The organism is Acidovorax sp. JHL-9 (assembly GCF_000426205.1).
GTDB lineage: Bacteria > Pseudomonadota > Gammaproteobacteria > Burkholderiales > Burkholderiaceae_C > Acidovorax > Acidovorax soli.
The window spans coordinates 240,196-266,232 of the sequence record NZ_AUEX01000003.1 but is presented as its reverse complement, the minus strand read 5'-3'; the positions used below and the strand labels follow the sequence as shown (position 1 = coordinate 266,232).

24 protein-coding genes and 1 pseudogene are annotated in these 26,037 nt (G+C 66.3%); 21 read left to right on the top strand and 4 right to left on the bottom strand.

Annotation, left to right across the window (positions count from 1 at the left end):
• Positions 1-299: integrase core domain-containing protein (locus tag K225_RS0104140; protein WP_026435237.1), on the top strand; the 299-nt coding region annotated here is incomplete at its 5' end.
• A 40-nt stretch (positions 300-339) separates the two neighbouring features.
• Here the strand turns inward: K225_RS0104140 and K225_RS20325 are convergent.
• Positions 340-1,107 (bottom strand): annotated as a pseudogene (locus K225_RS20325) (amidohydrolase); the annotation flags it as partial.
• A 199-nt stretch (positions 1,108-1,306) separates the two neighbouring features.
• On the opposite strand from K225_RS20325, the gene K225_RS0104130 reads away from it, so the two are divergent.
• Together K225_RS0104130 and K225_RS0104125 are read left to right on the top strand one after the other, a co-directional pair.
• Positions 1,307-2,095, top strand: a complete 789-nt coding sequence (locus K225_RS0104130) for an IclR family transcriptional regulator (RefSeq protein ID WP_026435236.1) — start codon at positions 1,307-1,309, stop codon at positions 2,093-2,095.
• 265 nt (positions 2,096-2,360) lie between these two features.
• Positions 2,361-4,199 (top strand): acyl-CoA dehydrogenase, encoded by a 1,839-nt coding sequence (locus K225_RS0104125; RefSeq protein ID WP_026435235.1) that lies wholly within the window; start codon positions 2,361-2,363, stop codon positions 4,197-4,199.
• An 8-nt stretch (positions 4,200-4,207) separates the two neighbouring features.
• Here K225_RS0104125 and K225_RS0104120 read toward each other — a convergent pair whose 3' ends face one another.
• Positions 4,208-5,380: a VanZ family protein gene (locus tag K225_RS0104120; RefSeq protein WP_026435234.1), complete on the bottom strand. Its 1,173-nt coding sequence runs from the start codon at positions 5,378-5,380 to the stop codon at positions 4,208-4,210.
• A gap of 404 nt (positions 5,381-5,784) precedes the next feature.
• Here K225_RS0104120 and K225_RS0104115 point away from each other — a divergent pair, with 404 nt between their 5' ends.
• The 11 genes from K225_RS0104115 to K225_RS0104065 all read left to right on the top strand — a co-directional run bounded on the left by K225_RS0104115 (position 5,785) and on the right by K225_RS0104065 (position 17,821).
• On the top strand, positions 5,785-6,576 hold the full coding sequence (locus K225_RS0104115) for an SDR family oxidoreductase (protein ID WP_026435233.1): 792 nt from the start codon (positions 5,785-5,787) through the stop codon (positions 6,574-6,576).
• 178 nt (positions 6,577-6,754) lie between these two features.
• Complete coding sequence (locus K225_RS0104110) at positions 6,755-7,177, top strand: PaaI family thioesterase (protein WP_026435232.1); 423 nt, start codon at positions 6,755-6,757, stop codon at positions 7,175-7,177.
• A 111-nt stretch (positions 7,178-7,288) separates the two neighbouring features.
• Positions 7,289-8,305 (top strand): NADP-dependent oxidoreductase, encoded by a 1,017-nt coding sequence (locus tag K225_RS0104105; protein ID WP_026435231.1) that lies wholly within the window; start codon positions 7,289-7,291, stop codon positions 8,303-8,305.
• 2 nt (positions 8,306-8,307) lie between these two features.
• A complete protein-coding gene (locus K225_RS0104100; protein WP_034711725.1) occupies positions 8,308-8,775 on the top strand; it encodes a GNAT family N-acetyltransferase in 468 nt (155 codons plus the stop codon).
• Between the two features lie 61 nt (positions 8,776-8,836).
• Positions 8,837-9,769, top strand: a complete 933-nt coding sequence (locus K225_RS0104095) for a glutathione S-transferase family protein (RefSeq protein WP_026435229.1) — start codon at positions 8,837-8,839, stop codon at positions 9,767-9,769.
• A gap of 153 nt (positions 9,770-9,922) precedes the next feature.
• Entirely contained in the window at positions 9,923-10,828 is a 906-nt protein-coding gene (locus K225_RS0104090; RefSeq protein WP_026435228.1) for an SDR family oxidoreductase, read from the top strand.
• A gap of 43 nt (positions 10,829-10,871) precedes the next feature.
• The gene (locus tag K225_RS0104085) at positions 10,872-12,302 is read left to right on the top strand and encodes an MFS transporter (protein ID WP_026435227.1); all 1,431 of its coding nucleotides are present in this window, start codon (positions 10,872-10,874) and stop codon (positions 12,300-12,302) included.
• Between the two features lie 329 nt (positions 12,303-12,631).
• Positions 12,632-13,423, top strand: coding sequence for a LuxR C-terminal-related transcriptional regulator (locus tag K225_RS0104080; protein ID WP_369794831.1), 792 nt, complete (start codon positions 12,632-12,634; stop codon positions 13,421-13,423).
• 28 nt (positions 13,424-13,451) lie between these two features.
• Entirely contained in the window at positions 13,452-14,321 is an 870-nt protein-coding gene (locus K225_RS20320; protein ID WP_051248657.1) for a sensor histidine kinase, read from the top strand.
• A 227-nt stretch (positions 14,322-14,548) separates the two neighbouring features.
• Positions 14,549-16,945, top strand: a complete 2,397-nt coding sequence (locus K225_RS0104070) for a Tex family protein (protein WP_026435225.1) — start codon at positions 14,549-14,551, stop codon at positions 16,943-16,945.
• Between the two features lie 48 nt (positions 16,946-16,993).
• Positions 16,994-17,821 (top strand): HDOD domain-containing protein, encoded by an 828-nt coding sequence (locus K225_RS0104065; protein WP_026435224.1) that lies wholly within the window; start codon positions 16,994-16,996, stop codon positions 17,819-17,821.
• Positions 17,822-17,952: 131 nt separating this feature from the next.
• Here the strand turns inward: K225_RS0104065 and K225_RS0104060 are convergent, their stop codons facing one another.
• On the bottom strand, positions 17,953-19,089 hold the full coding sequence (locus tag K225_RS0104060) for an iron-containing alcohol dehydrogenase (RefSeq protein WP_026435223.1): 1,137 nt from the start codon (positions 19,087-19,089) through the stop codon (positions 17,953-17,955).
• Positions 19,090-19,148: 59 nt separating this feature from the next.
• On the opposite strand from K225_RS0104060, the gene K225_RS0104055 reads away from it, so the two are divergent.
• The 3 genes from K225_RS0104055 (at position 19,149) to K225_RS0104045 (ending at position 21,906) form a co-directional block, all read left to right on the top strand.
• Positions 19,149-20,018: a 2-keto-4-pentenoate hydratase gene (locus K225_RS0104055; protein ID WP_026435222.1), complete on the top strand. Its 870-nt coding sequence runs from the start codon at positions 19,149-19,151 to the stop codon at positions 20,016-20,018.
• 101 nt (positions 20,019-20,119) lie between these two features.
• A complete protein-coding gene (locus tag K225_RS0104050; RefSeq protein WP_238323183.1) occupies positions 20,120-21,040 on the top strand; it encodes an alpha/beta hydrolase in 921 nt (306 codons plus the stop codon).
• Positions 21,041-21,048: 8 nt separating this feature from the next.
• Entirely contained in the window at positions 21,049-21,906 is an 858-nt protein-coding gene (locus K225_RS0104045) for a YbgC/FadM family acyl-CoA thioesterase (RefSeq protein ID WP_026435220.1), read from the top strand.
• 63 nt (positions 21,907-21,969) lie between these two features.
• Here K225_RS0104045 and K225_RS0104040 read toward each other — a convergent pair whose 3' ends face one another.
• The gene (locus tag K225_RS0104040; protein ID WP_026435219.1) at positions 21,970-22,887 is read right to left on the bottom strand and encodes a folate-binding protein YgfZ; all 918 of its coding nucleotides are present in this window, start codon (positions 22,885-22,887) and stop codon (positions 21,970-21,972) included.
• A gap of 45 nt (positions 22,888-22,932) precedes the next feature.
• Here K225_RS0104040 and mltG point away from each other — a divergent pair, with 45 nt between their 5' ends.
• From mltG to K225_RS0104020, 4 genes are read left to right on the top strand one after another with little or no spacing between them, the layout of a single operon-like run.
• Complete coding sequence (mltG, locus tag K225_RS0104035; protein ID WP_026435218.1) at positions 22,933-23,916, top strand: endolytic transglycosylase MltG; 984 nt, start codon at positions 22,933-22,935, stop codon at positions 23,914-23,916.
• A 58-nt stretch (positions 23,917-23,974) separates the two neighbouring features.
• Positions 23,975-24,652 carry a dTMP kinase gene (gene tmk / locus K225_RS0104030; protein ID WP_026435217.1) on the top strand — a complete coding sequence of 226 codons (678 nt, stop codon included), beginning with the start codon at positions 23,975-23,977 and terminating at the stop codon, positions 24,650-24,652.
• Complete coding sequence (locus K225_RS0104025) at positions 24,649-25,656, top strand: DNA polymerase (RefSeq protein ID WP_026435216.1); 1,008 nt, start codon at positions 24,649-24,651, stop codon at positions 25,654-25,656. The genes tmk and K225_RS0104025 overlap by 4 nt, the downstream gene beginning before the upstream one ends.
• A 16-nt stretch (positions 25,657-25,672) precedes the next feature.
• Entirely contained in the window at positions 25,673-26,032 is a 360-nt protein-coding gene (locus K225_RS0104020) for a PilZ domain-containing protein (RefSeq protein WP_026435215.1), read from the top strand.
• Positions 26,033-26,037: the final 5 nt, after the last annotated feature.

Genomic DNA, 26,037 nt, shown 5'->3' with positions numbered 1-26,037 from the left:
ACGTGTCCATCCGCTACTCCGAGCGGCTCGCCGAGGCTGGCATCGAGCCGTCGGTGGGCAGCGCCGGCGATGCCTATGACAACGCCTTGGCCGAGACGATCAATGGCTTGTACAAGGCCGAATTGATCCACCGTCGGGCGCCCTGGAGAACCAGGGAATCGGTGGAACTGGCGACGCTCGAATGGGTGTCCTGGTTCAACCATCATCGGTTGCTCGAACCCCTGGGCTACATACCTCCTGCAGAGGCTGAGGCAAACTACTACCGGCAACTCGCCAATCAGGACGCCATCGCGGCCTGACTTAAACCAACCAGCCTCCACGAAACCCGGGGCGGTTCACGAAGTCGAATCCGTTGATGCGCATCCCCAGTCCACCCAGCTTCACGTAGACGTTGGGTAGCTGGGCGAGCCGTCGCATGGAATGCAGCCAGGTCTCGAAGACTTGCTGGCGACGTGCTTCGTAGGCACCGACTCGGACGATGCCGCCGCAGTGATTGACGACAACCGGGGTATCGGGAACCGACTTGGCCAATTCGAAGAGTTCCGGCAACTGATGAAAGAACAGCCACGCGTCGTAGGAGAGCCGCAGCGAAGCCAACTGGGCAACGCCGCGGCCGTAGGCCTTGTCCAGGAGCAGGCCGCGAGGAACTGCAGACAGGGGATTGACCAGCGACGAATCCGCGTCCCAAGTCGTGAGGTGCCTCACGCCCTTGAAACGACCCGCGCCGGCTTGCACGTGCGCCTCCAGCACTTCAAGCACTTCCTCGCCCAGCCGGAGGTCGGCGTGGCCCACGATGCCCTTGGCGATTTGCGGGATGCCCTCGGCCTGTTTCTGTGCCATGGCGTGGACGCACTCTGTTTCTCCAACGGGCTTGAGCGCCGCAGGCCCCTCCTGCTTGTACCGCGTTAGCGCCTGCATGTAGACGGACGCGACCACGTTGTGGCCCGAGCGTGCGTCGGCCAGGTATTCGTCATCGAGGTAGGTCCAACCCGGCCGGTCGTAGAAATGGTGGTGCGCGTCGACGATGGGCAACTCAGGCTCCAGAACCGCCTCCTGGCGCAGCGCGAGCCAGTCGTCACGAACGGGCAGATAGTTGCTGGTGGACATTCTTGCGTTTCCGGAGTGTGCATTAAAGTTCTATTGGATGGAACTTAAAATCGTTAGATAGAACTATACGAGCAAAAATGACCTTTTGAATGCGGGTTAACCCTTCTTTTGGGCACATGCCGGTGCGTCCGCGCCGGCGTGTCACACTTCGACTTGGCTGCCTGAAGACAGCGCGCCATTTCGTCCGTCCTATGCCTCCATGACTGAATCGACCACCGCTCCACCGCCTGCTAACACTGCCGAATCAAGTGGCATTGCTGTCCTGGATAAAGCGTTTTCCCTGCTCGCTGCTTTCGGACCCGACGATGGCCGGCTCACTTTGACCGAGCTGTCGAGGAGGACCGGGCTTTACAAAAGCACGGCGCTGCGTCTGCTCGGTGCGTTGGAGCACGGCGGCTTCATTCGCAAACTGCCGGACGGCCAGTACTCCATGGGCCCGCAGCCACTGCGACTCGCTTCGATTTACCAGCGCTCTTTCCAGGTGGGGCATGTCATTGAGCCCTTGCTCAAACAGTTGAGTGCAGCCACTGGCGAGACGGCTTCCTTCTATGTAAGGCAGGACGACAAGCGCATTGCGCTGTTTCGCGCCGAGCCGGCAAGGTCGGTTCGTGCGTCCGTGCAGATCGGGCAGGAGTACGCCGTTGCCCAAGGTGCGTCGGGCAAGGTTCTGCTCGCGTTCTCCGCATCGCCGCCTCGGGGCTACGAGGGGATTCGCGAGCAGCTGTGGGCCGTGTCGTACGGCGAGCGCGACCCCGAAACTGCTTCGGCAGCAGCACCAGTCTTTGGGGTCAACGGTGAGTTGCAAGGCGCGCTGACGGTGTCCGGCCCACGAGCGCGACTGGAACCGTCGGACGCAATGCTGGCCGCATGCCGCCAGGTCCTTGAAACCGCGCGTGATGCCACGTCCGCGTTGGGCGGCAGCACTGCGCGCTATCAACAAGGGTTGGAGCAACTGACGATGGAGCGATGGAAGGACCGCGTCGCCTAGAAAATTCCTGGGGCAACACGAGAGACCAGGCAGCGATCCAGCCGCATCGTTGGTGACGGCTGCGCGTACAGCGTGTCGCAGGACATAGGAGGGGCCTCGCCTGAAGCAACCACATGCGGCTTCGATTGGATTCGGAACGTCCGCTTCACCAAAGCGGCGACCGGTGGAATCCGCCGTCGATTCCGGTCACCCGACCCGCAGTGCCGCCTGCCGGCGTCACCCACCGGACATGCGATAACCCGATGCGGCTCCCATAATTTCCCGCATGACGACCTCCCTGCGCTCCACCCTCGATTTCCTGCTCTACGACTGGCTCCAGGCCGAATCGCTCAATGCGCGCGAGCGCTTTGCCGACCATTCGCGCGAGACGTTTGATGCCGTGCTCGACACCTGCGAGCGCATCGCGCGCGAGAAGTACGCGCCGTTCAACCGCACGGTGGATGTGCAGGAGCCGCATTTCGACGGCGAGCGCGTCACGTTGCCGCAGGCCACCCAGGATGCCTACGACGCCTATGCCGCCTCGGGCATGCTCAGCGCGGCGCAGGATTACGACATTGGCGGCATGCAATTGCCCTACACGGTGGATGCGGCGGCCAATGCCTTCTTTGCCGTGGCCTCGATCAGCATCAGCTCGAGTCTGCTGAGCGTGGGCAATGCCAACCTGCTCATGGTGCACGGTACGCCGCTGCAGAAGCAGGTGTTTGCGCTCAATGAATTCTCGGGGCGCTTCTCGGGCACCATGTGCCTGAGCGAGCCGCAGGCGGGCTCGTCCTTGAGCGATGTGGCTACGCGCGCCGTGCCGGATGGCGAGGGCTTCGAGGCCGACCCGCTCGGCCCGCGCTACCGCCTCACGGGCCACAAGATGTGGATCTCGTCGGGCGAGCATGAACTGTCGGAGAACATCGTCCACCTCGTGCTGGCCAAGATTCCGGGGCCCGATGGCAAGCTGGTGCCGGGCACGCGCGGCATTTCGCTGTTCATCGTGCCCAAGAAGCTGGTGGATGCCGCGGGCCAGCTGACCGGCGTGCGCAACGACGTGGCGCTGGCGGGCCTGAACCACAAGCTGGGCTGGCGCGGCACCACCAACACGCTGCTCAACTTTGGCGAAGGCAAGTACCCGGTGCAGGGCAGGGCGGGAGCGGTGGGCTATCTCGTGGGCCCGCCTGGAAAGGGCCTGGCGTGCATGTTCCACATGATGAACGAGGCGCGCATCGGCATCGGCATGGCCGCCACCATGCTGGGCCTGGCGGGTTACTATGCCAGCCTGGACTACGCCAAGAACCGCCCGCAGGGTCGCCTGATGGGTGCCAGCGGCAAGGACGCCGCCCAGCCCCAGGTGCGCATCATCGAGCACGCCGACGTGCGCCGCATGCTGCTGGCGCAAAAGAGCTACGGCGAGGGCGCGCTGGCGCTCAACCTGTTCTGCGCCCGTCTGGTGGACGAGCAGCACACCGGCGCTGCCGAGGCCGCCGACGAGGCGCGCCTGCTGCTGGAAGTGCTCACCCCCATCGCCAAGAGCTGGCCCAGCGAGTTCTGCCTGGAGGCCAACTCGCTGGCCATCCAGATCCACGGCGGCTATGGCTACACGCGCGACTTCCCGGTGGAGCAGTATTGGCGCGACAACCGCCTGAACATGATCCACGAGGGCACGCACGGCATCCAGGCGGCCGACCTGCTGGGCCGCAAGGTGCTGATGGAAAACGGCCGGGGCCTGCAGTTGCTGGCCGCGCGCATGCAGGCCACCATGGCGCAGGCCGCCGCCGTGCCCGCGCTGGCGTCCTATGCGGCGCAGCTGGGTGATGCCCTGCAGCAGGTGGAAGCCGCCACGCAGGCCGCCTGGGCCACTGGCAACCCGGCGGAGGCCCTGGCCAACGCCGTGCCCTACATGCAGGCCTTTGGCCACACGGTGCTGGCCTGGACCTGGCTGGACGTGGCACTGGCCACGCTGCGTGCAGATGCTGCGCTTTCAGTGGCTTCTAGCGCAGGGAGATTGGGTGCTGCACGCTATTTCTACCATTACGAACTGCCCAAGATTGGCGCCTGGCTCAACGTGGTGAACCGCCGCGATGCCACCTGCGCCGCGCTCAGCGAAGAAGCGTTTTAGGGCAACGCTCACACCGCAGCCCTGCGCGCACCGCGCGCCGGGCTGCAGGCCGACAGCAGCCAGCCCATGCCAATGGCCAGCAGCACCGAGGTGATTTCGGCCGTGCGGGTGGGCAGGTAGCGCTGCGTCCATTCGCAAACCAAAGCGAGCACCGCCGTGCAGAGGGTCATGCCTGCCAGCAAGGCCCCGTTGCGCACCGTGCTCCAGAGCATGGCGCCAAAGCACAGGCATTCCAAGGCGCGCGCCGTGATGGCAGACTGCACCCAGGTCGAGAGCGACGAGGCAAAAGGCATCCAGGCCATGTCGTCCGGTGGCGTGCGCCACGCCCAGGGCCAGAGGGCGTCGAGCAGGTAGGTGGCCAGGGCCGCCCATGCCGCTGCGGCCCAGCGCCCCCCGGGCGCCCAGGTGTCTATCCAGCGCCATAGCAACCAACCGCCGACTATGCCCAGCACCACGGCCAGGCCGGGTGACTGGCCCGCGACCACGAACTTGCCGGCCAGTAGCGCCATCGCCGCCGCCAGGGCCGATGCCCGCGCGCGGTGCGCCAGGTGGGCGCTGCGGGCCAGGTGTGCCACGGCCGACAAGCCCATCACCGCCATGCCCACATGCAACAGCATGCGCCGTGGCTGCCACATGTCCTGCTGCCACAGGGACTTGATGTTGTGCGCCACCGACGAGACATCCAGTGTGGGAATCAGCGGATACAGCTCGGCCACCCACCACAGGGCGATCAGCACCAGCGTGTACCGGTCTGCATCGGCCCAGCCCTGGTGCCGGCGCAGCAAGTGCCCCACGCGCCATCGCGCGGCAAACCCGGCGACCCAGCCCAGCGTGTAGCCCGCCATGTTGAAGATCACATCTGACAGGGCCGGGGTGCGGGGCAGGTATTTCTGCAGCCATTGCAGCACGCTTGCCAGCACCAGCGCCACCACCCACCAGGTGGCAAAAATGAACAACCTGCGCGGGCGGCCCTGCGCGGCCCAACCCAGCAGCGCACCCAGCGGCAGAAGCAAGACGATGTTCTCGACCAGATCCACCAGGCCGACGCGGCCACGCCAGATAAAGGCCTGCGGGCTGGAGAGGTTCCATTGGAAGGGGTACAGCGAGCCATACACGACAAGCAATACCACCAGGCCCACGGCAACCGCAAGGCTGCGCGGGTGGTCATCGACAGAGTTCATGGGCGCCTCGGGTCACTGAATCCGACCCACACCATACAACACCGTGTGGTTGGCTGTAACGCAGGTTTTGCCGGGTTTTTGGGCTTCGCAATGAAGGGCTTCAGGCGCTTTGCGGTAGCGCCCTGCACGCTCTTTTGCCCTGATGAATGGCCCGGCAACGCATGGCGCGCCGGGCGGTCCATTCAACCGGTCAGCCTTGCCTGTGGCAACGAATCGAGGCGAGCCCCGCCAGCGCTGCACCTCGTAGGGCCCGCGAGCCTGGCACCGGCACATGGTTGGGCTCGGTGGGGTGGTTGCCAATCGCCCAGGCGACAGATTCCCCTGCTTTGCCCACGCACAATGCAGCGCTGTGCATTGCCGGACCGCTTGCTGGCAGAGACCCCTTTCAAAACAGGAGACAAGACATGACCCGCACCATCCAACAATTGTTTGACCTTACCGGCAAGACGGCCCTTGTCACCGGGGGGTCGCGCGGGCTGGGCCTGCAGCTGGCGCACGCGCTGGGGGAAGCCGGTGCCCGGATCATGCTGAGTTCGCGCAAGGCGTCGGACCTGGAAGAGGCCACGGCCGAACTGCAGGCCGCCGGCATCGATGCACGCTGGATCGCCGCAGACTGCGCGCAAGAGGCCGACATCCGCCGCCTGGCCGACGAAACCCTGCAGCGCATGGGCGATGTGGAGATCCTGGTCAACAATGCCGGCGCTGCCTGGGGTGCGCCCGCCGAAGACCACCCGGTCGATGCCTGGGACAAGGTGATGAACCTCAACGTGCGCGGCTACTTCATCCTGAGCCAGCACATTGCCAAGCACAACATGATTGCGCGGCGCAGCGGCAGCATCATCAACGTGGCATCCATCGCGGGCCTGGGTGGCAACCCGAGCGGCATGAACACCATTGCCTACAACACGTCCAAGGGCGCGGTCATCAATTTCACGCGGGCGCTGGCCGCCGAATGGGGCAAGTACAACATCCGCGTCAACGCCATCTGCCCGGGGTTTTTCCCCAGCCGGATGACGGTGGGCACCCTGAAGGCCATGGGCGAAGAGGCGCTGGCTGCCCATGCACCGCTGGGCCGCCTGGGGGACGACGAAGACCTCAAGGGCCTGTGTGCCCTGTATGCCTCGGACGCGGGCAAGCACATCACCGGCCAGTGGCTGGCGGTGGATGGCGGGGTGAGCGTGGTCGCCGGTGGCTGAGCCTGCGGGCGCTGCCTTTTCGAGGGTGGCGTGTTCGGTGCAGACGGCCTTGCTGGCTGGACCGGTGCCGTGCTGCGGTGGACGGCCCCAGGGGCCATGTGCCCATGCTGGCCGCCCATGTTGCCACCGCGGCACAAGGGCTATTCTTTGTGTCTTTTCTTAAACCCTGGAGTTGCTTGTGTTGAATTTTGGTGCCGATATCCCCTTTGTCAGCCATCTCGGTTTCAGACTGCACCGCATGGCGGGGGGCGAGTCCGAGTTGCATTACGAAGCGCTCCCCGAGCACCTGAACTCATTTGGCGTGACCCACGGCGGCGCGACGATGGCCTTGCTGGATGTGGCCCTGGCCACGGCGGCGCGCAGTGATACGCCCGACTTTGGCGTGGTCACCATCGAGATGAAGACCAGCTTCATGCAACCCGCGCGCGGGCCGCTGGTGGCCAAGGGGCGGCTGATCCACCGTACCGCCAGCATCGCTTTTGTCGAAGGCACGGTGTTCGACGCCGAAGGCCGTGTCTGCAGCCAGGCCACGGGCACGTTCAAGTATGTGCGGCGCCAGTCCGCCCAAGCCGATGGGCAGCGGGTGATTTCGACGGATTGATGGGGGCTCCGGCCGCTGGATGCGCCGAACTATTTTTGAATCAAATCGGGCTATTGCGCGCAATTTATAAGCGCAATTGGCTATTAAAACAGTAGCAACAAGGAGCCATTCATGCCACGCAATCAACAAATCGTGCTCGACAACCGCCCCCAGGGCGAGGCCGTGGCCAGCAATTTCAAGCTGGTGGCCACTGACACCCCCGCGCTCCAGGAGGGCGAAGTGCTGGTGCGCCACCATTACCTGAGCCTCGATCCCTACATGCGTGGCCGCATGAACGACAGCAAGAGCTACGCGGCCTCGCAGCCGCTGGGCGAGGTGATGATCGGCGGCACCGTGGGCGAAGTGGCCGAGAGCCAAAACCCCAAGTTCGCCGTGGGTGACAAGGTGGTGGGCATGGGCGGCTGGCAGGAATACAGCGTGGTCGATGGCAATGCCGTGGGCGCGCTGCGCAAGGTGGACACTGCCCATGTGCCGCTGTCGCACTACCTGGGCGCCGTGGGCATGCCGGGCGTGACGGCCTGGTATGGCCTGGTGAAGATCATTGCGCCCAAGGCGGGCGCCACCGTGGTGGTGAGCGCCGCCACGGGTGCCGTGGGCAGCGCCTTTGCCGCGCTGGCCAAGGCGCGCGGCTGCCGCGCCGTGGGCATTGCGGGCGGCGCCGAGAAGTGCCGTTATGCGGTGGAAGAGCTGGGCTTTGACGTGTGCATTGACTACAAGGTGTACAGCGACGTGAAGGCCATGTCCAAGGCCCTCAAGGATGCCTGCCCGAACGGCATCGACGGCTACTTTGAAAACGTGGGTGGATGGATCATGGACGCCGTGATGCTGCGCATGAACGCCTTCAGCCGCATCGCCCTGTGCGGCATGATCGCCGGTTACGACGGCCAGCCCTTGCCCATGGCCAACCCCGCGCTCATGCTGATCAACCGCATGAAGGTCGAAGGCTTCATCGTGAGTGAGCACATGGAGGTGTGGCCCGAGGCACTGCAAGAGCTGGGCACCCTGGTGGGCACCGGAAAGCTGCGCCCGCGCGAGACCATTGCGCAAGGCATTGCGGCGGCACCCGAGGCTTTTCTGGGCCTGCTCAAGGGCAGGAACTTCGGCAAGCAGCTCGTCAAGCTGGTCTGAACATGGCTGCCTTGCCGCCCGTGCTGCGCTGGACCTGGGCCCGCTTCGACGACCTGGGCGTGCATGCCCTGCATGATGCGCTGGCCCTGCGCTGCAAGGTGTTCATCCTGGAGCAGGGGCCCTACCAGGACCCGGACAGTGCGGACAAGCAATCCTGGCACCTGCTGGGGTATGACGATGCCGGGGCCTTGCAGGCCTGCCTGCGCGTGGTGGACCCGGGCGTGAACTACCCCGAGCCCTCCATCGGGCGCGTGGTCACGGCCCGCGCGGCGCGTGGCGGCGGCATGGGGCGCGCGCTCATGGTGCAGGGGCTGGACCGCTGCCGACAGGTCTGGCCGGGCAGGGCGGTGCGCATCAGCGCGCAGGCGCATCTGCAGCGTTTTTATGGCAGCCTGGGGTTTGTGGCGGTGTCTGACGTTTACCTCGAAGATGGGATTCCCCACATCGAGATGCTGTGGAGCCCGCCCTGAGCAGTGCCGGCGCTGATGCCTGCACGGCCATCTGTTTCAATGCTTGCGCTGGAGATTGCCCATGACCGCCCTGATCCTGCACCACTACCCCTCATCGCCTTTCTCGGAAAAGATCCGGCTGGTGCTGGGCTTCAAGCAGTTGCCCTGGAAGTCGGTGATCATTCCCAGCATCGCGCCCAAGCCCAATGTGATGGCCCTCACGGGCGGCTACCGCAAGACGCCGTTTCTGCAGATCGGCGCCGACATCTACTGCGACTCGGCGCTGATCTGCGAGGTGCTCGAACATGAGCACCCCGAGCCGGTGCTGTTTCCACCCCATCTCAAGGGCGTGGCGCGCGTGTTTGCACAGTGGGCCGACAGCACCCTGTTCCAGAGCGCCATGGCCTACAACCTGCAACCGCGCGGTGCCCAGGCGCTTTTTGCCCATGTGGCACCCCAGGCGGCCCAGGCCTTTGGCGAAGACCGCCGCCAGATGAGCGCCGGCATGCTGCGTCTGCGCCCGCAGGACGCCACGGCGGCCTACCGATCGTATCTGCGGCGCCTGGCGCACATGGTGGAAGAACATGATTTCACCTTTGGCGCCGAGCCCTGCGTGGCCGACTTTGCCGCTTACCACCCGCTGTGGTTCACGCGCCAGTGCGTGCCGGTGATGGCCGACATCTTCCAGGCCACGCCCGCCGTGCTGGAGTGGATGGACCGGGTGGCGGCCCTGGGGCACGGCCGCATGGAGAAATTCAGCGCCGCCGACGCCATCACGGTGGCAGCCGGTGCCGAACCCTTGCCGGTGGTGAACGACGTCTTTCAGGACGAGCACGGCATTGCGCTGGGGGACGAGGTCACGGTGGCGGCCGAGAGCTTTGGCACCGAGCCCACCGCCGGCACCCTCATCGCCGCCACACGCACGCGCTACAGCCTGCGCCGCACCGATCCGCGTGCCGGCACGGTGCATGTGCACTTTCCCCGCATCGGCTATGTGTTGAGGGCATCCCCCTGAGCGGCTGCCCCGCTTCCCCCTTCTCTCGGCTTCGCCGGGGAGGGGGACGATGCCTTCGCAGCGGGGCGGCCCTTGCTCGGCGTCCCGCGCGACGGGCAGCGCCAGTTTCCGCCGTACCCACCCATTCGCAAGCAGACAAATGAAGGAGCGCACATGATTGAAAACTTTCAGGGCAAGACGGTGGTATTGACGGGTGCAGGCTCGGGCTTTGGCCTGGAATGCGCGCGCATTGGTACCCGCCTGGGCATGAACCTGGTGCTCGTGGATGTGCAGCAGGACGCACTCGATGCCGCTGCTGCCGAGATGCAGGCGGCAGGCGCCCAGGTGCTGGCCCGCAAGGTGGATGTTTCGAGCGCCCCCCAGATGGAGCAGTTGGCTGTGGATGTGGCGCAGCGCTTTGGCGCACCGCACCTCGTGTTCAACAACGCCGGCGTGGGTGCGGGCGGCCTGGTGTGGGAAAACTCGGTGAAAGACTGGGAATGGGTGTTGGGCGTGAACCTCATGGGCGTGGTGCACGGCGTGCGGCTGTTCACGCCCATGATGCTGGAGGCGGCCAGGAAGGACCCGCAGTGGCGCGGCCACATTGTCAATACCGCCAGCATGGCGGGCCTGCTGGCCCCGCCCAACATGGGCATCTACAACGTGAGCAAGCACGCCGTGGTCAGCCTGTCGGAAACGCTGTACCAGGATCTTTCACTGGTGACGGACCAGGTGGGCGCCAGCGTGTTGTGCCCGTATTTCGTGGCCACGGGCATCAACGAAAGCCAGCGCAACCGCCCCGATGGGCTGGCGGGTGACCAGCCCACCCAGAGCCAGCTGATCGGCCAGGCCATGATCAACAAGGCCGTCAGCGCCGGCAAGGTGACGGCCGCCGAAGTGGCACAGAAGGTGTTCGATGCCGTGGCGGCCAACCAGTTCTATATCTACAGCCATCCCAAGGCGATAGGCGCAGTGCAGACCCGCATGGAAGACATACTGCAGGCCCGCAACCCCACCGATCCCTTTGCCGACAAGCCCGCGCTGGGAGCGCAGCTGCGCGCAGCATTGCGTGCCGACTGAGCCTGCGAGCCCTCCGTGGCGCCAAGCAGTGGCGTCTGAACCGATGAATCCAGCCAACCAAGCCAACCAGGCCAGCCAGGCCGACAACGGGCCAACCGACGGCCTGCCCCTGCCAGCGCGCAACCGCGCCATGCTGGTCATCATTCTGGGTATTGCGATGGCAGTGCTCGATGGCAGCGTCGTCAACCTGGCCCTGCCGGGCATTGCTCGCGAGCTCAATGCCAGCGCGGCCCACGCGATCTGGGTGGTCAATGCCTACCAGATCGCCACGCTCGTCATGCTGCTGCCACTGGCATCGCTGGGCGAGCGACTGGGGTATCGGCGCGTGTACCTCGTCGGCATGGCGCTGTTTGCGCTGTCGTCGGTAGGAGCCATGCTGGCCGATTCGCTGGCCACGCTGATTGTGGCCCGGGCTGTGCAGGGGCTGGGTGCGGCCGGCATCATGAGCGTGAATGCCGCCCTGGTGCGGCTGACCTATCCGCGCGCGCAACTGGGGCGCGGCCTGGCGATCAATTCCATGGTGGTGGCGCTGGCCTCGGTGGCTGGCCCCTCGGTGGCTGCCGGCATCCTGTCCGTGGCGCCGTGGCCCTGGCTTTTTGCGCTCAACCTGCCCCTGGGGGCCTTGACGCTGTGGCTGGGATGGCGGGCGCTGCCCTTCAATCCACCCAGCGCGGTGGTGCAACCCCGCCCTGCGGCCCTGGATGTCGTGCTCAACGTGCTGATGTTCACGCTGATCTTCGTGGGGGGAGAGCGGCTGGGCGCTGCCCACAGCGCGGGGCGGGCCGGCGCCTCGTCCGAGGCCTGGGGCTTGCTGGCTGCCGGTGTGGTGGTGGGCTGGGTGTACCTGCGCCGCCAGTGGCGCCTGGCTGCACCCCTGTTTCCGGTGGATCTGCTGCGCATTCCGGTGTTTGCGTTGTCCATGGGGTCGTCGGTGGGCGCGTTTTGTGCGCAAACCCTGGCCTATCTGGTGCTGCCCTTCTTGCTGCTGGAGGGCTTGGGCCGCACTCCCTTGCAGGCGGGGTTGCTGATCACGGCCTGGCCCGTGGCCATCGTGGTGACAGCGCCGATCGCGGGGCGCCTGATCGGCCGCTGCGCGGATGGCCTGCTGGGGGCCATCGGCATGGGCGTGTTCGCCTGCGGCCTGCTCTTGCTGGCGGCCTTGCCGGCCGACCCGTCTGCCTTCGATATGGTCTGGCGCATGGCACTGTGCGGCGCGGGTTTTGCGCTGTTCCAGTCGCCCAATAACCACACCATCGTCACCTCGGCCCCGCTGCACCGCAGCGGCGCGGCCAGCGGCATGCTGGGCACGGCCCGGTTGACGGGGCAGACCATGGGGGCGGTTTTGCTGGCCACTATCTTTACCTTGTGGCCCTCGCACGATGGCACAGGCGAATGGGTGGCCTTGCTGCTTGCCGCGGCCTTTGCGGTGGTGGCGGGTGTGTGCAGTTCGCTGCGTCTGCGCGCCACGCAGTGACGAAAGAACGCCGGACGGGGGGACGTGGGGCGTGGTCAACGCATCTGCACCGTGCGCCCGACGGGCCTACTGCCTGCGCCAGACACCACGGGCAACAGCCTTTCTCGCAAGCGCTCGGTGCAGACCAGGCGCGACGCACAACGCCTCTGTGACGGCAGGGCGCGGTTGCATGCGACCCAGGTAGTTCCTATTTGTAACTTGTGAAACGTATGTAAATTGGTATTTGTGGGTGTAGATGTTTGTTGCTGTTTCTTTTAGTGTCGGCATCAGGATGTTGCGCGTGAGAGTGAGTGCCCCGTGCAGGGGTTTTGCACCCATTTGGAGGTTGTATGACCATCGTTTCCACTGAGCACAGCATGGCCGGGCTTTCCTCCGGGTCGCACGACAGTGGTTCCGGTGAGGGGCACCTGGTCGGGCATGGCAGCTTGGCGTCCGTATGGCCTGATTTCCTGGTGGGGCAGACAGATCACCCGGTGCGGGTATTGCTGGTGGATGACGATGCGCATATCCGCCTGGTGATTGCACAAGAGCTCATGGCGGACCCCCGCACCCTGGTGGTGGCGCAGGCGTCCAGCCTGCGCGAGGGGCGCAAGGCCATCAAGCAGCACGAGTTCGATGTGCTGCTGGTGGATTTGCACCTGGGTGACGGCGAGGGCTTCGAGCTGCTGGATTACCTCAAGACCGTGCGCCCCTCGGCCGAGGCGGTGGTGATCTCCGTCATGGAGAACGAAGACGAAGTGCTGCGCGCCTTCGAGCTGGGTGCCACCGGGTACCTCGGCAAGAACTCGTGGTTTGGCAACTATGCGCAGGCAGTGCTGCAGGTGGTCAATGGCGGTGCGTCCATCACGCCCACCCTGGCGCGCCGCCTGCTGCAGCGGTTTGACAAGACCCATGCCGATCCGCCCAAGCGCCAGGAGCCCGCCGAAGCCGAGCTCTTGTCCGACCGCGAGAAGGATGTCCTGCGCATGGTGGCCGGCGGTTACACCACCGCAGAAATTGCCACCAACCTGCGCATCAGCACCATGACGGTGAACACGCACATTCGTAACATCTACCGCAAGTTGCAGGTGCGTACCCGCGCCCAGGCTGTGCGGTTTGCGTCGCTGCGGGGGCTGTTCTAGGCGCCGCGGTTGCCGCGAATGTGCCGACATGTTTCGTACCAGCCCGCCCCGTTTTGCCCTGGCCTGCCTGGCACTCTGGCTGGTGCAATGGATCTTGGGTCTTCTGCTGGTGGGGCATTTCTGGGCCTTGAACTCCCCCGCCGTGCAGTGGCTTGTGGCCGTCCAGCTCATTGGCCAGACTCTGCTGGGGCTGCTCATCCTGGTCCAGCTTCCGCGCGCCCTGCAGTGGCGGCCACGGCGCAATCCCCGCCCCAGTGCCGAAGTGCAGGCCGAGCGCCAGCGCATCGCCCGGGAGCTGCATGACAACGTTGGCTCGCAACTGGTCAACACCATGGGGCTGCTGGACCCCCAAGTGCCAGCCCATTCGCAGGCGCTGCGGGCGCTGGAGCAGTGTCTGCTGGACCTGCGCCTGGTGGTGGATTCGATGGACAGCGGTGCCGACATGCTCGCCGATCGCCTGGCGCGCCTGCGCCACCGCATGCAGCCGGTGCTGGACCGGCGTGGCATCCGCATGGCGTGGCAGGTCCAGGCCGCAGATGGCATTGCAACGCCCTGTGGTGCGCGCGCCCAGCACATGGTCTCCATCGCGCAGGAAGCCTTGAGCAACGTGCTGCAGCACGCGCAGGCCACGCAGGTGGCGGTGCGACTGCACTATGTCGGGGAACCGGGCGCATGGTGCCTGGAGGTCTGCGACAACGGGCGGGGCCTGCCCGAGGCATCCACGGCTTCTGGCACCCGGCCGCCGGGCTTTGGCCTGGAGGGCATGCGCCGCCGGGCGGTGCAGATGGGCGGGGCTCTGGAACTGGTCCGGCCCGAGGAGGGCGGCACCTGCATTCGCGTGGTGCTGCCAATCGATGGTGCGCCCCAGCCGCTGCGCCAGGGGGCGCACGGCGCATAGCTCGGCTCGGATAGCGGTGGTGTGGCCTGCTGGGCGCCCCGGGTGCTGCCAATCCTGGTGTGATTCACCCTGAAAAATGCCGCAAACGCTTTTCTGGATATATCTTGCAGCTATCAAAAGAGGAGCTATTGCGCGCAAGACGCCCGGCTCCGCTGGCGCGGCCAGGTTCGTCGCATGTGGCACACTCGCCCGCTTTTCCCGTTGATGTGTCCGCAGAATAGAACGCCATGCAAAAGATCGTCCGGCAGATTGCCGAAGAAATCCGGATCACCGAGCAACAGGTCAAGGCCGCTGTGGAGCTGCTCGATGGCGGCGCCACGGTGCCCTTCATCGCGCGCTACCGCAAGGAAGTGACCAACGGGCTCGACGATATCCAGCTGCGTGAGCTGGAAGCACGCCTGTCCTACCTGCGCGAACTGGAAGACCGCCGTGCCGCCGTGCTCAAGAGCATCGACGAGCAGGGCAAGCTGACCGACGCGCTGCGTGCTTCCATAGCCGCCGCGCCGACCAAGCAGGAGCTGGAAGACATCTACCTGCCCTTCAAGCAAAAGCGCCGCACCAAGGGCCAGATTGCGCGCGAGTTCGGCATCGAGCCGCTGGCCGACAAGCTGTTTGCCGACCCCATGCTCGACCCCGCGAGGGAAGCCGCGGCATTTACCAGGCCGCCCGAAGTGTTGGACGATGGCAAGCCGGGTGCCGATTTCTCTACCGTGCCCGCCGTGCTCGACGGTGTGCGCGACATTCTGAGCGAGCGCTGGGCCGAGGACGCCGTGCTGGTGCAATCCCTGCGCGAATGGCTGTGGGCCGAGGGCCTGCTGCGCAGCAAAAAGGTCGAAGGCAAGAACGAGAACGACCCCGAGGTCTCCAAGTTCCGCGATTACTTCGACTACGACGAGCCCATCGGCCGCGTGCCCTCGCACCGTGCGCTGGCCGTGTTCCGCGGCCGGGGCCTAGAAATCCTCGAAGCCAAGCTGGTCTTGCCGGTGGAGCCAGAACCCGGCAAGCCCAGCATTGCCGAAGGCAAGATCGCCCTGCACCTGGGCTGGAGCCATGCAGGCCGCCCCGCCGACGACCTGTTGCGTAAATGCGTGGCCTGGACCTGGCGCGTGAAGCTGAGCCTCTCCACTGAGCGCGACCTGTTCGCCCGCCTGCGCGACGATGCCGAGAAGGTCGCCATCAAGGTGTTTGCCGACAACCTGCGCGACCTGCTGCTGGCGGCACCTGCCGGCCCGCGCGTGGTGATGGGGCTGGACCCCGGCATCCGCACCGGCGTGAAGGTGGCCGTGGTGGACGCCACCGGCAAGCTCGTGGAAACCGCCACCGTGTACCCGCACGAGCCGCGCCGCGACTGGGATGGCGCGCTGCACACGCTGGCCAGGCTGTGTGAGAAGCATGGCGTGAACCTGATCGCGATTGGCAACGGCACGGCCAGCCGCGAGACCGACAAGCTGGCGGCCGAGCTCATCAAATTGATGTCAAAAGTGCCTGTAGCGCAGACGGATCAAGCGCGAGCAGCTATCGAGAAGGTGGTTGTGAGCGAGGCCGGTGCCTCGGTGTACAGCGCCAGCGAATACGCCTCGCAAGAGATGCCTGACGTGGACGTGAGCCTGCGCGGCGCCGCTTCCATTGCGCGCCGCCTGCAGGACCCGCTGGCCGAGCTGGTCAAGATCGATCCCAAGAGCATCGGCGTGGGCCAGTACCAGCATGACGTGAACCAGAGCGAGCTGGCGCGCACCCTGGGCACGGTGGTGGAAGACTGCGTGAACTCCGTGGGTGTGGACTTGAACACGGCCAGCGTGCCGCTGCTCTCCCGCGTGTCGGGCCTGTCGGGCAGCGTCGCCAAGGCCGTGGTGCGCTGGCGCGAGGCCAATGGTGCGTTCAAGAGCCGCAAGCAGCTGATGGACGTGGCGGGTCTCGGTGCCAAGACCTTCGAGCAGAGTGCGGGCTTCCTGCGCATCCGTGGCGGTGAGAACCCGCTGGACATGACCGGCGTGCACCCTGAGACTTACCCCGTGGTCGAGCAGATCATGGAAAAGACGGGCAAACCCGTGGCCGAGCTCATGGGCCGTGCCGACATGCTCAAGACCCTGAAGCCCGAGCTGTTTGCCAACGACAAGTTCGGCGTGATCACTGTCAAGGACATCCTGGCCGAACTGGAAAAACCCGGCCGCGATCCGCGCCCGGACTTCAAGGTGGCGCGCTTCAACGATGGTGTGGAAGACATCAAGGACCTCAGGGAAGGCATGATCCTGGAAGGCACCGTGAGCAACGTGGCCCAGTTTGGTGCCTTCATCGACCTCGGGGTGCACCAGGACGGCCTGGTGCATGTGAGCCAGCTGGCGCACAAGTTCGTCAACGACGCCCGCGAGGTGGTCAAGACCGGCGACATCGTCAAGGTCAAGGTCATGGAAGTGGACGTGGAGCGCAAACGCATCGGCCTGTCGATGAAGCTGGGCGATGCGCCACCGCGTCCATCTGGCGACCGGGGCGCACCACGCGACAACCGCTTTGAAGGGGCAGGGCGCGGCTACCAGCAGCCACAGGCCCAGCGCCGTGCGCCCGAGCCGGCACAGCAGTCCGCCATGGCCTCGGCCTTCGCCAAGTTGCAGGCCAAAAATCGGTAACAACCGGGTACATAATCGCCAGCATCTCAACCGGAGGCGCTGTACCCCATGGAGCTGAACGCACTGCTGGCACACCCTGTGGCTCTGCCCAGTCTTCCGCGCGCCGTGGCGCTGCTGATGACCGAACTGGGCCATGAGGAGCCCAGCCTGCGTCGGGCCAACCAGCTCATTGGCACCGATCCGGCACTGGCCGCGCGGCTGCTGGAGGTGGCCAATGCGCCGGCGTTCCAGATGCAGCGCCAGATTGTCGGCATCCCCGAGGCGCTGGCGCTGTTGGGTGTGGCGCAGTTGCGGACCCTGGTCTCGTCCGCGCCGCTGGGTACCACTTCGCGTTCGGTGCCGGGCATCAACATGCAGCAGTTCTGGCGCTACAGCCTCAATACGGCCAAGCTGGCCCGTTCCCTGGCGGGCATCGGCCACCACAACCAGATTGCCGCCTACACCGCAGGCTTGCTGCATGCGCTGGGCGAGCTGCTGATGCACCTGGCCGCACCGGACATCATCTTGCCGATCAACGCGCTGATGTCGCCGTTCGATATGCGGCGGGCCAAGATCGAGCAGCGCGTTCTGGGCTATTGCTATGGCAGCGTGAGCGCCGGGCTGGCGCAGCGCTGGCAGTTTCCTGAAGTGGTGGTGGACGCCCTGCAGCACCAGAGCGCTCCGCTCGACAACAACGCCTACGAGCCGCTGGCGGGGGTGATCCACCTGGCATCGTGGCGCGCCCGCGTCCGCGAGGCCGACATGGGCGAAAAGGAAATGGCTGTGTCCTTCCCGGGCGAGGTGGGGTTGATGCTGGGCTATGACATCGACATGGTGCTCCAGCAAGACCCGATCGACTGGACCGTACGGCCCGAGGCTTCCGACTACATGGTCTGAGAGCCTGTTTACGATCTCGCAGGGGACCCCTGGGAGATCGTAAACAGGCTCTGAGGCCGGCAGGGCTGCCGTGGCCCGCGATGTGCGCGGCGTACTGCTTTTGGCGTGCGCCGCCGGCTCCCTGCCCAGGCTCAGAGCGACTGCGCCAGTATGTCCCGGTATTCCTCGGGCGTGGCGATGCGCGGATTGGTCTTGTGGCAGTGGTCGGCCATCGCGCCTTGGATGATGTCGTCGAACATGCCTTCGGTCACGCCCATGGCCGCCAGGCCGGTGGGCAGGCCCAGGCGGGCGTTCATGCCGCGGATGGCTTCAGGGATGTCGCCCGCTGCGGCCAGGCCCATGGCATGGGCCATGCGCTCCAGGCGTTTGTCCTTTTGCACCGACTCGGCCTGCGCGTTGAAGCGCACCACGGCGGGCAGGAACATGGCGTTGAGCGTGCCGTGGTGCAGGCGCGGGTTCACGCCGCCCAGGCTGTGGCTGAGCGAGTGCACGGCGCCCAGGCCTTTCTGGAAGGCCATGGCACCCTGCATGCTGGCGCTCATCATGTGCAGGCGCGCGTCGCGGTCGCTGCCGTTTTTGGTGGCCTGCTCGATGTGGGCCCAGCCGCGCGTGAGGCCGTCGAGCGCGATGCCGTCGGCCGGGGGATTGAACGCGGCCGACATGAAGGTCTCCATGCAGTGCGCAATCGCATCCATGCCGGTGGCGGCCGTGAGCATGGGGGGCAGGCCCAGCGTGAGTTCGGGGTCGCAGATGGCGGTCTTGGGCACCAGGTTCCACGAGTGAAAGCCGAGCTTGCGGTGGTCATCCACGATGATGATGGCGCCGCGCGCCACCTCGCTGCCCGTGCCGCTGGTGGTCGGCACGGCAATCAGTGGCGCGGTGCGCTCGGTGATGCGGGGCGAGCCGCCTTCGATGGTGGCGTAGTGGGTGAGTGGTCCCTCGTGCGTGGCGGCAATCGCAATGCCCTTGGCGCAGTCGATGGCCGAGCCACCACCCACGGCGATCAGGCCGTCGCAGCCCTGGGCCTTGTACATCTGCACGGCGGCACGCACGGCGGCTTCGGTGGGGTTCGACGGGGTCTGGTCGAACACCGCGACGGTCATGCCGGGCAGGGCGTCCAGCGCCTTTTGCAGAATGCCTGCGGCTTTCACGCCGGGGTCCGTCACGATCAGCGGGCGCGTGATGCCCACGCGCTCGCATTCCTGCTGGAGCAGCTGGACGGCGCCGAATTCAAACTGGACCTGGGTGACGTAGTAGATGAAAGCCATGGCAGTGGGTGGAGTTGCGTTTACGATGCTTGCAAACACTTTACAACCCCGAGACACGCATGACCATGAAGCAAACCCTCACCGCCCTGGCCTGTGCCGTCGCTTGTGCGACAGCCGCCCAGGCCCAGTGCCTGACCGATGCCCAGACCGCTGACCTGGTGGCCCACTATGTCGCCAGGACTCCGGCCGCCAACCCTGAAAACCTGTCCGAAGCCGATGGCGCCTGCACGCGCGGCAAGCTCAACCAGCTGCTGGCGCAGCGCCTGGGCAAGGTGATTGGCTACAAGGCGGGGCTGACCAACCCGGCGGTGCAAAAGCGCTTCCACACCGACAAGCCCGTATGGGGCAAGCTCTACGAAGGCATGGTGCTGCAGAGCGGCGCCACGGTGGATGCGGCGTTTGGTGCCCGTCCGCTGTACGAGGCCGACATGCTGGTGCGCGTGAAGAGCGCCGCCATCAACCAGGCCCGCACGCCCATGGAAGTGCTGGATGCGGTGGACCAGGTCATCCCGTTCATCGAACTGCCCGACCTCATGGTGCAGGCCCCGACCAAGCTCAACGGCGCGGGCGTGAGTGCCATCAACGTGGGTGCACGCCTGGGCGTGGCCGGTGCGCCGTTGGCCGTGCCCGCCTACCGTGCCGAGCGCTATGCCATGCTCAGGGCGCTGGCCGACATGAACGTGTCGCTGACCGATGGCGCGGGCACGCGCCTGGGCGGTGGCAAGGGTAGCGACATCCTGGACCATCCTCTCAACGCCGTGGTGTGGCTGGCCGGTGCGCTGGCGCAGGAGGGGCTGGCCATGCAGCCGGGTGACCTGATCAGCCTGGGCTCGTTCTCGCCGCTGCTGCCGCCGAGGGCCGGGTTGTCGGTGACCACCACTTATGACGGCCTGCCGGGTGCAACGCCTGTGCGGCTGAGCTTCAGGTAGATCCATCCCCTTGTTGATCCGGCCCGCGCTGCGCGGGCTTTTGTTCGAGACCCTGACCGTTGACCGATCTGCACATTCACCATACCCGCCTGACCTCCCAGATGCGCAGCGTGCTGGAACGCATGGCCCGAGCGGGCCATGCGCCGCTGCATACGCGCTCCCCACAGGATGCCCGCATCGCCTACCAGGCCGGCGCCGATGTGCTGGAGGTACCCAAGGCCACCCTGGCGCGCGTGGAGGATTTCCAGCTTCCGGCCCGCGACGGCCATGCGTTGCCTGCCAGGCTATATGCGCCGTCCACCGACACGGGCCTGCCGCTGCTGCTGTATCTGCATGGGGGCGGCTTCACCATCGGCAACATCGCCACGCACGACATCCTGTGCCGCGAGCTGGCGCGCCTGGCCGGTTGCATGGTGGTGTCGCTCGATTACCGGCTGGCGCCGGAGCACCGCTTTCCCACGGCCAGCAACGATGCCTGGGATGCATTGCAGTGGCTCGCGGCCAACGCCCGGAACTTGGGTGCAGACCCCGCGCGCCTGGCGGTGGGCGGCGACAGCGCTGGCGGCACATTGGCTGCCGTCAACGCCATCCTGGCACGCGATGCGGGCCTGCCGCTGGCGCTGCAACTGCTGATCTATCCTGGCTGCGCGGCGCACCAGGACACACCTTCGCACGCGACCTTTGCGCGCGGCCTGGTGCTGGAGGAACCCGCCATCAGCTGGTTCTTTGGCCACTATGTGCAAAGCCGCGAGCAGCGCGAGGACTGGCGTTTTGCCCCGCTGCATGCGCCCGATGTGGAGGGCGTGGCTCCCGCCTGGATTGGCCTGGCCGAATGCGACCCGCTGGTGGACGAAGGCATAGCCTACGCCGACAAGCTGCGCCTGGCCGGTGTGGCGGTGGACCTGGACATCTACCGGGGCGTGACCCACGAATTCATCAAGATGGGCCGCGCCATCCCTGAGGCCCGCAAGGCCCATGCCGATGCGGCCCGCGCGCTGCGCCTGGCTTTTCACCTGGAGTAGACGAACCCATGCAACGCAGTGATTTCCGTTGTTTCCACCGCCTGCGCGTGCGCTGGGCCGAGGTGGACATGCAAAAGATCGTGTTCAACGCACACTACCTCATGTACATCGACACCGCCATGAGCGACTACTGGCGCGCGCTGGCGATGCCCTACGAGGCGAGCATGCTGGCCCTGGGCGGCGAGATGTATGTGAAGAAGGCCACGCTCGAATACCACGCCTCGGCGCGGCTGGATGACACGCTGGATGTGGGCCTGCGCTGTGCGCGGGTGGGCAATTCGTCGAGCCTTTTCGAGGCGGGCATCTTCAGCGGCGACCGGCTGCTGGTGTCGGGCGAGCTGGTCTATGTGTTTGCCGACCCCGCGACGCAGACCTCGCGCCCGGTGCCACCCGCGCTGCGCGCCATCTTCGAGGATTTTGAGGCGGGTGCCGACATGGCCGAGGTGCGCACCGGCGACTGGAACACCCTGGGCCGCGACGCGGGCCGTGTGCGCACCGCGGTGTTCGTGCATGAGCAGGGCATCCCCGCCGAGATCGAGGCCGATGTGCAGGACATCTCGGCCCGCCATGCCGTGCTCTACAACCGGCTGGGCATGCCCATTGCCGCCGGCCGCCTGCTGCAGCAGGCGCCGGGCGTGGGCCGCATCGGCCGCATGGCGGTGGACCGCTCGGTGCGCGGCATGCAGTGGGGGCGGCAGTTGCTGGATGCGCTGGTCAAGGCCGCGCGCGCCCGGGGCGACAGCGAGGTGCAGCTGCACGCCCAGCGCAGTGCCGAAGGCTTTTACCGCCGCGCCGGCTTCTCCGTGGTGGGTGAGCCGTATGAGGAAGCGGGCATTGCGCACATCGCCATGCTGCGGCAATGGTAGGGATTTGCTATTGAATAAAGAGCTTCCAGCGCTTGATGCATAAGCGCTGAAGCCCATTTGAATTCAAATATCTTCAAGCAGCGCGTAGGGCAGGGGCAGCAGCGACAGCGCCACGCCGCCCGCTGCGCCCACCTGCAGGCCGCCCTCTTGCGCGGCCGTGATCTGCAGTGACACGATGACATCGAAGCCGCCGCCGGGGGCGGGTGCCACCTGCACCACGGTACCGCAGGGCTGCTCCAGGTCCGCCGTGCTGAACACTTCGGATCCCACTGCCACTTCGGCCGTCGCATGCGCCACATAGGCGCGCCGCTTGAGCGTGCCCCGGAACTGGCTGCGTGCCACCACCTCCTGCCCGGGGTAACAGCCCTTCTTGAAGTTCACGCCGCCCACCGATTCGTAGTTGAGCATCTGGGGCACAAAGGCTTCCACCACCGGTGTGGTCAGCGTGGCCACGCCGCTGCGCACCTCGCTCCACAACCATAGCGCGGGGTCGAGGGCGGGACCTGCGGGGGCTGCATCGGAGGCCGGTGCCACCCACAATGCACGGGGGGCGCCGTCTGCGGGGTACAGGTGCACCACGGTTGCAGAGCCAATGCCGGTTTTGCACCAGGCAGGTTGTGCGCCAAAAGCTACTGAATGGATAGATTCCCCGGCCACGCCATACAGCGCGAAGTCGGCGGTGGCATCGGTCAATTTGGCCTTGGCGCGCAGCACGAACATCGACAGGCGCTTGAGCGTGGCGGGCAGCAGGTCGCGGCTGCAGACCAGCAGCACCTCGGTGGCACTGCGCTTGAAGCCGATAAAGCTGGCCTGCATGCGGCCCTTGGCCGACAAAAAGGCGGCCAGGCGGGCCTGGTCCATGCCGAGCAGGGCGAAATCCTGGGTGAGCTGGCCGTGGAGAAATTTGGCAGCGTCTTCGCCTTCCACGCGAATCACGCCGAGGTGGGACAGGGGGGCAATGCCGTTCAACGAGTAGGTCATCGCTGAATTATGATGCCCGCTCCCATTCATACAGGCAGCAGGGTTGTGCGACGTTTACTGGTTTTGATCGCGTTGGTTCTGATCGTATCGGGGGGGGCTGCCTACTGGTGGCTGCACCAGCCCATCGTTGCAGCCGGCGAGACGCTGGAGCTGGCCATCGAGCCTGGCACGACACCAAGGGGCGTGGCCCGCGATGTGGTGGCTACCGGGGCGCGCGTGGATGCCCGCCTGCTGTACGCCTGGTTCCGCGTGTCGGGGCAGGACCGCGCCATCAAGGCCGGTAACTACGAAATTCCGCCGGGCACCACCCCCATCGGCCTGCTGCAAAAACTGGCCCGCGGCGAAGAGGCACTGCGCGCACTCACGCTGGTGGAGGGCTGGAACTGGCGCCAGGTACGCCAGGCTCTGGCCCGGGAAGACCAGCTCAGGCCCGACTCTGCCACCCTGACCGACGAGGCGCTGATGGCGCAGCTGGGCCGCCCGGGCGTGCATCCCGAGGGGCGCTTCTTTCCCGATACCTACACCTATGCCAAGGGGTCGAGCGACCTCGCCCTGCTGCGCCGGGCGCTGCACGCCATGGACCGCCGCCTCGAAGCCGCCTGGGCGCAGCGCGCGGCCGACACGCCCCTGCAGTCGGCAGACCAGGCGCTGATCCTGGCCAGCATCGTGGAAAAGGAAACCGGTCGGGCCAGCGACCGGGGCCAGATCGCCGGCGTGTTCGCCAACCGCCTGCGGGCAGGCATGCTGCTGCAGACCGACCCCACCGTGATCTACGGGCTGGGCGAGAAGTTTGACGGCAACCTGCGCAAGCGGGACCTGCAGGCCGACACGCCCTGGAACACCTACACCCGCGCGGGCCTGCCGCCCACGCCGATCGCCATGCCGGGCAAGGCCTCGCTGCTGGCCGCCGTGCAGCCCGACGCCACGCGCGCCCTGTACTTTGTGGCCAAGGGCGATGGCAGCAGCCACTTCAGCGCCTCGCTGGAGGAGCACAACCGTGCCGTCAACCGCTACCAGCGGGGGCAGTGAACGGCCTCTGCACTGCTGTTTTTGCCCGCCAGCCTGTCCCGATTCAACCAAGGTTCCCATGTCACGACCCGGTCTGTTCATCACGTTTGAAGGCATCGACGGCGCAGGCAAGTCCTCGCACATCGAGGGCCTGGCCGCCGCGTTCCGCTCCCAGGGCCGCACGGTCACCGTGAGCCGCGAGCCGGGCGGCACCCCGCTGGCCGAAAAGCTGCGCGAGATGGTGCTGAACGACTCCATGGATGCGCTCACCGAGTCCCTGCTGATCTTCGCCGCCCGGCGCGACCACCTGCGCAACGTCATCGAGCCCGCGCTGGCGCGGGGCGAGGTGGTGCTGTGCGACCGGTTCACCGACGCCACCTTTGCCTACCAGGGCGCGGGGCGCGGCTTTGACCTGGGGGTGCTGTCCACATTGGAGCGCCTTGCGCAGACCGGGCTTGCGCCAGACGCCGATTTGATGCGCGAACCTGACCTGACGGTGTGGTTCGACCTGGCCCCCGAGGTGGCGGCCCAGCGGCTGGCCGGTGCGCGTGTGCCCGACCGTTTCGAGGCCCAGCCCGTGGAATTCTTCCGCCGCGTGGCCCAGGGGTATGCCGACCGCGCTGCCGCCGCGCCCCAGCGCTTTGCGCATCTGGATGCGGCACAGGAGCGCCACCGCGTGTGGCAGCAGCTCACCAGCGTGTTCGTGCGCAAGGGCTGGCTGGCGATCATGGTGGCCAGCCAGGGAGGGCCGCAATGAGCGAGCCGGCCGTGGCATTGGCGCCCTGGATCGCTGCGCAACGCACCAGGCTGTTGTCCCAGCGCGGCCATGCCTGGTTGCTGCAGGGGCCATCCGGATTGGGGCAGTTCGCTCTCGGGATGGAACTGGTTCGCGCCTGGCTCTGCGATGCGCCGACTGCCCAGGGGGCCTGCGGCCACTGTGGCAGCTGCCACGCCATCGATGTGCGCACCCATGCCGATCTGTGCGTGCTGATGCCCGAGGCGCAGATGATGGCGCTGGGCTGGCCCCTGTCGGAAAAGGCCCAGGCCGACATCGACGACAAAAAGCGCAAGCCCAGCCGCGAGATCCGCGTCGAGGCCATGCGCGATGCAGTGGAGTTTGCGCAGCGCACCTCGGCCCGTGGGCGCGGCAAGGCGGTGCTGGTGTATCCGGCCGAGCAGATGAACCACATCACGGCCAACGCGCTGCTCAAGACGCTGGAAGAGCCACCCGGCGATGTGCGCTTTGTGCTGGCCAGCGAAGCCGCGCACCAGCTGCTGCCCACGATCCGCAGCCGCTGCCTGGGGCACACCATGGTCTGGCCCGCCGAGGCCGACATGCTGCAGTGGCTTGCAGGGCAGGGGGTGGAGCCAGCGGCCGCAGCAGCGCATTTGCGTGCGGCCGGTGGCCGCCCTGATGACGCCCTGGCGCTGGCCCGCTCTGGCCGTAGCCCGCAGGCCTGGGCGGCGCTGCCCCAGGGCATTGCGCGGGGCGATGTGGCGGTGCTGGGCGACTGGACACCCGCCCAGGCGATTGACGCCCTCCAGAAACTGTGCCATGACCTGCTGGTCGCCAGCATGGGTGCGTCACCGCGCTATTTCGCGCCGGGCGATCTGCCCAAGCCGCCCCCGCTGGGAGCCCTCACGCGCTGGTCCCGCGCCCTTGCCGAGGAAGCGCGCACGGCGGACCATCCGTTCAACGCCGGCCTCATGCTGGAGGCGCTTGTGGCCCAGGCGCGAAACACCCTACACTCAAGGCACTGAAGTCGCACCCATCACCATGACCAGTCCATCCACCGCGCCCCGTCCCAGTGTCATGCAGCTGGCCATCAAGGAAAAGGCGGCTTTGTACGCGGCCTATATTCCCTTTTTTGTGGAAGGGGGCATTTTTGTTCCCACACCGCGCGACTACAAGCTGGGTGACGATGTCTATGTGCTGCTGACGCTGCCTGAAGATACCCAGCGCTATCCCGTGGCCGGCCGCGTGGCGTGGGTCACCCCGCCGCGCGCAGCGGGCAACCGCACACAGGGGATTGGCATCCAGTTCCCCAAGGACGAGAAATCGCGCCAGCTCAAGGCCAAGATCGAGGGGCTGCTGGGCACAGCCCTGGGTTCTGAGCGCCCTACGCAGACCATCTGATTGCG

Excerpts from the sequence above, each read along its gene's own strand:
- K225_RS0104130 (WP_026435236.1), top strand. The coding sequence starts at position 1,307 with ATGACTGAATCGACCACCGCTCCACCGCCTGCTAACACTGCCGAATCA.
- K225_RS0104125 (WP_026435235.1), top strand. The coding sequence starts at position 2,361 with ATGACGACCTCCCTGCGCTCCACCCTCGATTTCCTGCTCTACGACTGG.
- K225_RS0104120 (WP_026435234.1), bottom strand. The coding sequence starts at position 5,380 with ATGAACTCTGTCGATGACCACCCGCGCAGCCTTGCGGTTGCCGTGGGC.
- K225_RS0104115 (WP_026435233.1), top strand. The coding sequence starts at position 5,785 with ATGACCCGCACCATCCAACAATTGTTTGACCTTACCGGCAAGACGGCC.
- K225_RS0104105 (WP_026435231.1), top strand. The coding sequence starts at position 7,289 with ATGCCACGCAATCAACAAATCGTGCTCGACAACCGCCCCCAGGGCGAG.
- K225_RS0104100 (WP_034711725.1), top strand. The coding sequence starts at position 8,308 with ATGGCTGCCTTGCCGCCCGTGCTGCGCTGGACCTGGGCCCGCTTCGAC.
- K225_RS0104095 (WP_026435229.1), top strand. The coding sequence starts at position 8,837 with ATGACCGCCCTGATCCTGCACCACTACCCCTCATCGCCTTTCTCGGAA.
- K225_RS0104090 (WP_026435228.1), top strand. The coding sequence starts at position 9,923 with ATGATTGAAAACTTTCAGGGCAAGACGGTGGTATTGACGGGTGCAGGC.
- K225_RS0104085 (WP_026435227.1), top strand. The coding sequence starts at position 10,872 with ATGAATCCAGCCAACCAAGCCAACCAGGCCAGCCAGGCCGACAACGGG.
- K225_RS0104080 (WP_369794831.1), top strand. The coding sequence starts at position 12,632 with ATGACCATCGTTTCCACTGAGCACAGCATGGCCGGGCTTTCCTCCGGG.
- K225_RS20320 (WP_051248657.1), top strand. The coding sequence starts at position 13,452 with ATGTTTCGTACCAGCCCGCCCCGTTTTGCCCTGGCCTGCCTGGCACTC.
- K225_RS0104070 (WP_026435225.1), top strand. The coding sequence starts at position 14,549 with ATGCAAAAGATCGTCCGGCAGATTGCCGAAGAAATCCGGATCACCGAG.
- K225_RS0104065 (WP_026435224.1), top strand. The coding sequence starts at position 16,994 with ATGGAGCTGAACGCACTGCTGGCACACCCTGTGGCTCTGCCCAGTCTT.
- K225_RS0104060 (WP_026435223.1), bottom strand. The coding sequence starts at position 19,089 with ATGGCTTTCATCTACTACGTCACCCAGGTCCAGTTTGAATTCGGCGCC.
- K225_RS0104055 (WP_026435222.1), top strand. The coding sequence starts at position 19,149 with ATGACCATGAAGCAAACCCTCACCGCCCTGGCCTGTGCCGTCGCTTGT.
- K225_RS0104050 (WP_238323183.1), top strand. The coding sequence starts at position 20,120 with ATGCGCAGCGTGCTGGAACGCATGGCCCGAGCGGGCCATGCGCCGCTG.
- K225_RS0104045 (WP_026435220.1), top strand. The coding sequence starts at position 21,049 with ATGCAACGCAGTGATTTCCGTTGTTTCCACCGCCTGCGCGTGCGCTGG.
- K225_RS0104040 (WP_026435219.1), bottom strand. The coding sequence starts at position 22,887 with ATGACCTACTCGTTGAACGGCATTGCCCCCCTGTCCCACCTCGGCGTG.
- tmk (WP_026435217.1), top strand. The coding sequence starts at position 23,975 with ATGTCACGACCCGGTCTGTTCATCACGTTTGAAGGCATCGACGGCGCA.
- K225_RS0104025 (WP_026435216.1), top strand. The coding sequence starts at position 24,649 with ATGAGCGAGCCGGCCGTGGCATTGGCGCCCTGGATCGCTGCGCAACGC.
- K225_RS0104020 (WP_026435215.1), top strand. The coding sequence starts at position 25,673 with ATGACCAGTCCATCCACCGCGCCCCGTCCCAGTGTCATGCAGCTGGCC.